The sequence below is a fragment of the Aeromonas sp. Marseille-Q7275 genome (assembly GCF_965119515.1).
On record NZ_CBCPLW010000015.1, the window covers coordinates 118,281 to 125,207 of the forward strand.

Consider the following 6,927-nt stretch of genomic DNA (forward strand, 5'->3'; position numbering starts at 1 on the left):
GTCGAGACGCGGCATTGTTATTTCCAGTGGTCAGACCGACCAGGCTTAGACTGCCTGCTGCAAAATCACCGCATCGGCCTTCCTGGTGTAGGAGGCGATCTCGTTGAAGTTGAGGTAGCGATAGGTGTCGGCCGCAGTGGCATCCAGGGTCTTGGCGTACTGCAGGTACTCCGCCACTGTCGGGATCTTGCCGATGATGGCGGCAACCGCAGCCAGCTCGGCAGAGGCCAGGTAGACGTTGGCACCCTTGCCCAGACGGTTCGGGAAGTTGCGGGTGGAGGTGGAGACCACGGAGGCCCCTTCCGCCACGCGCGCCTGGTTGCCCATGCAGAGGGAACAACCCGGGATCTCGATGCGGGCACCGACGCGACCGAAGATGCCGTAGTAGCCCTCTTCGGTCAGCTGATCCTTGTCCATCTTGGTAGGCGGCGCTATCCACATGCGGGTCGGCAGCTCGCCCTGGTACTTCTCGAGCAGTTTGCCGGCGGCACGGAAGTGGCCGATGTTGGTCATGCAGGAACCGATGAACACCTCGTCGATCTGGCTGCCGGCCACCTCGCTCAGCAGGCGGGCGTCGTCCGGATCGTTCGGCGCACACAGGATGGGCTCCTTGATGGTGGCCAGATCGATCTCGATGATTTCGGCGTACTCGGCATCCTTGTCTGCTTCCATCAGCACCGGATTGGCCAGCCACTCTTCCATCCCCTTGATGCGGCGGGTGATGGTGCGCACGTCGCCGTAGCCTTCGGACAGCATCCATTTCAGCATGACGATGTTGGACTTCAGATACTCGATGATCGGGGCCTGATCCAGCTTGATGGTGCAACCGGCGGCGGAGCGCTCGGCGCTGGCATCCGCCAGCTCGAACGCCTGCTCCACCTTCAGGGTCGGCAGACCTTCGATCTCGAGGATGCGGCCGGAGAAGATGTTCTTCTTGCCCGCTTTCTCGACAGTCAGCAGCCCCTTCTGGATGGCGGCGTAGGGGATGGCATGGACCAGGTCACGCAGGGTGATGCCCGGCTGCAGCTCGCCCTTGAAGCGCACCAGCACGGATTCCGGCATGTCCAGCGGCATCACGCCGGTGGCGGCGGCGAAGGCCACCAGGCCAGAGCCTGCCGGGAAGGAGATCCCGATGGGGAAACGGGTGTGGGAGTCACCGCCTGTACCCACTGTATCTGGCAGCAGCATGCGGTTCAGCCAGGAGTGGATGACGCCATCGCCCGGACGCAGGGAGACGCCACCGCGGTTCATGATGAAGTCCGGCAGGGTGTGGTGGGTCTGCACGTCGATGGGCTTGGGATAGGCCGCGGTGTGGCAGAAGGACTGCATGGTCAGATCGGCGGAGAAGCCGAGGCAGGCGAGATCTTTGAGCTCGTCGCGGGTCATGGGGCCCGTGGTGTCCTGGGAGCCGACCGTGGTCATCCTGGGCTCGCAGTAGGTGCCGGGGCGAATGCCCTGCACGCCGCACGCCTTGCCCACCATCTTCTGGGCCAGGGTGTAACCCTTGCCGGTGTCGGCCACCGGCTGCGGGCGACGGAACACGGTGGAGAACGGCAGACCCAGGGCCTCGCGGGCCTTGTCGGTCAGGCCGCGGCCGATGATCAGCGGGATGCGGCCACCGGCGCGCACTTCGTCGATCAGCACCTCGGTTTTCAGTTCAAAGCGGGCCAGCACCTCGTCGGTACCGTGACGGGTGATCTTGCCCTCATAGGGGAAGATGTCGATGACATCGCCCATCTCCAGTTTGGAGACATCCACCTCGATGGGCAGGGCGCCGGCATCTTCCATGGTGTTGAAGAAGATGGGGGCAATCTTGCCGCCGAGGCAGACGCCACCGGCGCGCTTGTTCGGCACGAAGGGAATGTCGTCGCCCATGAACCAGAGCACCGAGTTGGTGGCGGATTTGCGGGAGGAGCCGGTACCGACCACGTCACCGACGTAGGCCAGCGGGAAGCCTTGCTCTTTCAGGGCGTCGATGGTCTTGATGGGGCCGATGACGCCGTCCTTGTCCGGGGTGATGCCGGGACGGGCGTTCTTCAGCATGGCCAGGGCGTGCAGCGGGATGTCGGGACGGGACCAGGCATCCGGCGCCGGGGACAGATCGTCGGTGTTGGTTTCGCCGGTCACCTTGAACACGGTGACGGTGATCTTCTCGGCCAGGGCGGGGCGGTTCAGGAACCACTCGGCATCGGCCCAGGATTGCAACACCTGCTGGGCATGGGCATTGCCCGCCTTCGCCTTCTCTTCCACGTCGTGGAAGGAGTCGAACATCAGCAGGGTGTGGGACAGGCCCTTGGCGGCAAGAGGCGCCAGGGAGGCGTCGTCCAGCAGATCGATCAGCGGCTGGATGTTGTAGCCACCCTGCATGGTGCCGAGCAGCTCGACCGCTTCGGCGGCGGTCAGTATGGGAGAGTGGGCCTCGCCCTTGGCGACGGCGGTGAGGAAGCCGGCTTTGACATAGGCCGCTTCATCGACACCCGGGGGAACGCGGGAGGACAACAGTTCTTTCAGAAAATCATGTTCACCGGCGGGCGGGTTCTTGAGCAGTTCAACCAGGGCGGCGACCTGCTCTGCGTCCAGAGGTTTGGCAACCACGCCCTCGGCGGCACGTTCTGCGACGTGTTTACGGTATGTTTCAAGCACGACTAATTCCTCTTTGGTCTTTTTTTTGGGGTTCGCCCAAGCTCGCGGCGATCGTCCTTGCGGGACACCCGTAGGGTGCCCCCCACTATATAAGTTTTAACGAGTAATTAAAATCCAAACCCTGTGCAGTTATTCACCAAACCAGCATAACCATATAAGCCAGTTAGGTTTTTTTAAACTGACAAGACACACAGCACAGACAAGTTAACAAAAAGTCAGCATTTCACCCTTATTGGAACGTAGTGCCCAATTGCAGATAGAACATGTCGTGTCCCCCCTCCGCCATGCCATAGCCGAGGAAGATGGGGCCGAGGAAGCTCTCCACCCCCACATAGACGGAGCCGGCGGTATAGGAGGATTCCAGGCTGATGTCATCCCCCTTGTCCCAGACCCCACCCTGCTCGAGGGAGCCCCCGAGGAACAGGGGTGCCTTGATGGCCCCGAAGTCGTTGTCCGCCACCCGGTAGATGTAGCGCAGACCGCTGAACAGGCTGTAGCGGCCGCTCAGCTGGTAGTGCTGGAAGCCGGAGAGCCGGAACAGGCCGCCGAGATCCTGCACGAACAACGGCACCTCTTCCTCCGAAGAGGAGCCGCCCCCTTCCAGCATCAGGTTGAGGCTGTGTCGTCCCCATGACCAGGGCTTGATCATCGCCAGGTGGTAGTTGAGCCCCTCGGTGTTCTCCGTCGGCTCGCCGGTCGGCTCTATCTTGATGTGGGAGTAGCCCCCCTTGATGTCCCAGTAGATCCCCTGATAGGGGAAGTAGCGACTGTCGAGGGTGTCGTGCTCGAAGCGAATGTAGGGGCCCCAGGCGGTGGCATCCGCACTCGCGTCGGACAGGTTCTGGACATCGACGCTGCCCACCTGGCCTTCCAGCCCCAGGGACAACCTGCTCCAGGGCTGGCGGTTCCAGCCGACGGCGAGATCCATGCTGGTGAAGCTGTACTCGGAGTCCAGATAACGGACCCCGGACGATTTCACATCCTCCTCCGGGAAGAAGACCCGGCGCTGGGTCTTGTCATAGGCCAGGCTCGCCTCGCCATAGAAGGTCTGGGAGGGCTCGAGCGGTGTGTAGAAGTCGGTCTTGAGGTGCTTGGCGGTGCCGAGCGACGCCTCGGTCAGCCACTCGGCGCCCCAGTCGTTGACGTTGGTCAGGGTATAGGACATGCCGACGTTGTAGTTGGAGCTGCTCTCGAAGTCATCGGAGAAGCCGAGCTGGAAGTTGAGATAGCCCGGGCCCCAGTTCTTCTCGCTGGCATCCACCACCAGCACGTTCTCGCCGTCCCGCTCCTCCACCTCGTAGGTGATGCGGTCGAACGACTCCAGGGCGTAGAGGCGGCGGATCCCGGCCTCCAGGCTCTCATAGGTCTGCACCTTGTCCGGGCGCACCTTGAGCATGGCCCGCACCGTCTCGTCGGAGAGGCGCGACTTGTTGAGGATCTCCACCTTGTCGATGTAGTAGGCCGGCTGCCCGCTGCGCTCGGCGCGGCGGCTCAGCTTCTTGTTGCGGTAATCCGCATAGGCGTCGGGGGAGAGCGACAGGGCATCGAGCTGGGCAGCGGCGCGGTCGGCCACCGCCTCCCCCTGCTTGATCCCCTCCGGCATGCGGGCGAAGTCGGCGATCCCCATATCACCGAACTCGGGGCTGAGCAGCACGTCCTTCGGCCCCAGCAGCGCCTTCTGCTTCTCGGTGCCGACCTGGGTCATGTAGGTGGTGAGCTGGTCTATCATGGCCAGCCCGGATTTGAGCGACTCCCGGGTGCGCAGCTTGGCACCTATGTCCACCGCGATCACCACGTCGGCCCCCATGGCCTTGGCCACGTCCACCGGCATGTTGTTGACGGTACCGCCGTCGGCCAGGATGTGTCCCTCCCACTCCACGGGTTTGAGGGCGCCGGGAATGGACATGGAGGCCTGCATCGCCTTGGCTAGGCTGCCACTGTCCAGCACGAAGGGGGTCACCGTCTCCATGTCGGTGGCCACGGCGCGGTAGGGAATGGGCAGATCGTCGAAGCTCTTCTGGGCCGGCAGGTTGGAGGTGGCATGACGCAGCAGGCTGGCCATGGATTGCCCCTGGAAGAAGCCGTCCGGCAGCTGAGTCTGGTCACCGTTGACCCCGATGTCGGTGCGCAGCTGGTACTTCTCGCTCTGTTGCTTCTTGCGCAGGGAGAGCTCGTCACGACCGACCTTGTCCTGATACCCCTTGTTCCAGTCGATGGCCAGGGTCATCCGCTCCACCTCCTCGGCACTGAGCCCCATGGCGTACATGCCCGCCACATAGGAGCCCATGCTGGTGCCGACGACGATGTCGACCGGGATGCGCTTCTCTTCCAGCACCTTGAGCACCCCGATGTGGGCCGCCCCCTTGGCGCCGCCGCCGCTCAGCACCAGGGCTATCCTGGGTCGCTCCGCCTTGCCTTCGCCGCCGTGCACCCGAGCCTTGGGCCCGGTGTCACTGGCCTGGGCCATCCCCGCCAATGGCAGGGTCGCCAGCAGAAGCATAAGCAGATGGGTCCATCCCCGATGAAAGATGCGCATATGAGTGTCCATTGATCCGTGCGAGTCGAGCGAGCAGCCCGCCGACATGAGTGCTGCCAACTATAAGTTCCAGAACTTTAACTGCAAGCGCCCCCGCTGGCGAGATGTCATCACCCCCGGGGCCCTAGAGCCAGGGATAACCGGCGCCAATCCAGTCCCGGTCTGATGTGAGCGCAAACGTTAATCGGCAATAATCGCCGCCACCACCTCAAGAGCACGCCAGCTCAGCCGTTAATATGTACTCAACCTTAGGTCCACACTCCCGAGTCACCCTTATGTTCGCAAGCCTGACACTCAAACAGAAAATTCTGGCCACCGTCATCCTCGCCGTGGCTCTCTCCTGCCTGCTGGTGGGCTACTTCAGCCAGCGCTCGGCCCAGCAGTTGATCGAGACCCGCATGTTCGAGCAGGAGCTGCCCAACCTGACCCAGCGCATCGGCAAGGAGATCGAGAAGGATCTCACCTCGGTCGCGAGCGCCGCCAGGCAGCTGGCCAATGACCGTTTCGTGCTGGACTGGGTGGCCCGCGGCATGCCCAAGGAGCAGGAGTCCATCCTCATCGACCAGCTCAAGGACATGACGAGCCAGTATGGCCTGGTCACCGCCTCCTTCGCCGATCGCCAGAGCGCCGCCTATTACAACCAGGACGGCTTCCTGCGCACCCTGAACCACGAGCAGGACAACTGGTTCTACGACTACACCAAGAGCGGCCAGGACCTGATGCTCAGCATCTTTCGCGAGAGCAATGGCGAGGTGAAGCTGTTCGTCAACTTCCAGCAGCTCGACGGGCGCGGCCTCGCCGGCCTCGCCAAGTCCCTCGACAGCATGGTCAGCATGCTCGCCAACTTCCGCATCGGCGACAGCGGCTTCGTCTTCATGACGGATGGCAGCGGCAAGGTGAAGCTGCACCCGGATGCCGCCCGTATCGACAGAGACAACCTGGCCCAGTTGGCAGGTTCCAGCGCTAGCAGCCTGCTGACCAAGCAACCGTTCGCCGTCACCCACGCCGAAATCGATGGCCAGCCCGTGGTGCTCGCCACCAGCTATATCCCCCTGCTCGACTGGTATCTGGTGGCCCAGGTGCCGGAAGCCGAGATCTATGCCGAGCTGGACAAGGCGCGACTGCACATAGTGCTGGTGAGCCTGCTCATCGCCGTCGGCATGGGGCTGCTCGGCGTCCTGCTGGCCGGCTCCGTCAGTCGCCCCCTCAACGAACTGGCCCGCCTGTTCCGGGAACTGGGCAGTGGTGACGGGGATCTGACCCAGCGCCTCAAGGTGGAAGGACGGGATGAACTGAGCCAGGTCGCCACCGGCTTCAACAACTTCGTCGCCAAGATCCACGGCTCCATCGAGCAGGTGGCGAGCAACTCCCGCCAGCTCGCCGCCACCGCCAACGAGGTGGCCGCCAAGGCCCAGCTGACCCAGCACAACTGTACCGCCCAGCGGGATCGCACCGTCCAGGTCGCCACCGCCATCCACGAGATGGGCGCCACCGTCAGCGAGATCGCCGGCAATGCGTCTCTCGCCGCCGACGTGGCCAAACAGGCCAACGATCAGGCCGATGCGGGTGCTGTCGTGGTGGCTCAGGCCCGCCACGGCATCGTCGGCCTCTCCGGGGAGATAGAGCAGGTGGCCGGGGTCATCGAATCCCTGGCGAGCCAGACCGACTCCATCGGCAGCATACTCGACACCATCCGCAGCATCTCGGAGCAGACCAACCTGCTGGCCCTCAACGCCGCCATCGAGGCA

The 6,927-nt window shown here is 63.4% G+C and carries 3 protein-coding genes; 1 reads left to right on the forward strand and 2 read right to left on the reverse strand.

Annotated features, from left to right (window positions below):
- Window positions 1-45: 45 nt before the first annotated feature.
- Together acnB and ACWPWQ_RS15055 are read right to left on the reverse strand one after the other, a co-directional pair.
- Window positions 46-2,643, reverse strand: a complete 2,598-nt coding sequence (gene acnB, locus ACWPWQ_RS15050; RefSeq protein WP_319917300.1) for a bifunctional aconitate hydratase 2/2-methylisocitrate dehydratase — start codon at window positions 2,641-2,643, stop codon at window positions 46-48.
- Between the two features lie 229 nt (window positions 2,644-2,872).
- The gene (locus ACWPWQ_RS15055) at window positions 2,873-5,179 is read right to left on the reverse strand and encodes a patatin-like phospholipase family protein (protein WP_202047326.1); all 2,307 of its coding nucleotides are present in this window, start codon (window positions 5,177-5,179) and stop codon (window positions 2,873-2,875) included.
- A 275-nt stretch (window positions 5,180-5,454) separates the two neighbouring features.
- Here ACWPWQ_RS15055 and ACWPWQ_RS15060 point away from each other — a divergent pair.
- Window positions 5,455-6,927 (forward strand): methyl-accepting chemotaxis protein (locus ACWPWQ_RS15060; RefSeq protein WP_454010151.1); only part of this gene is annotated, 1,473 nt, incomplete at its 3' end.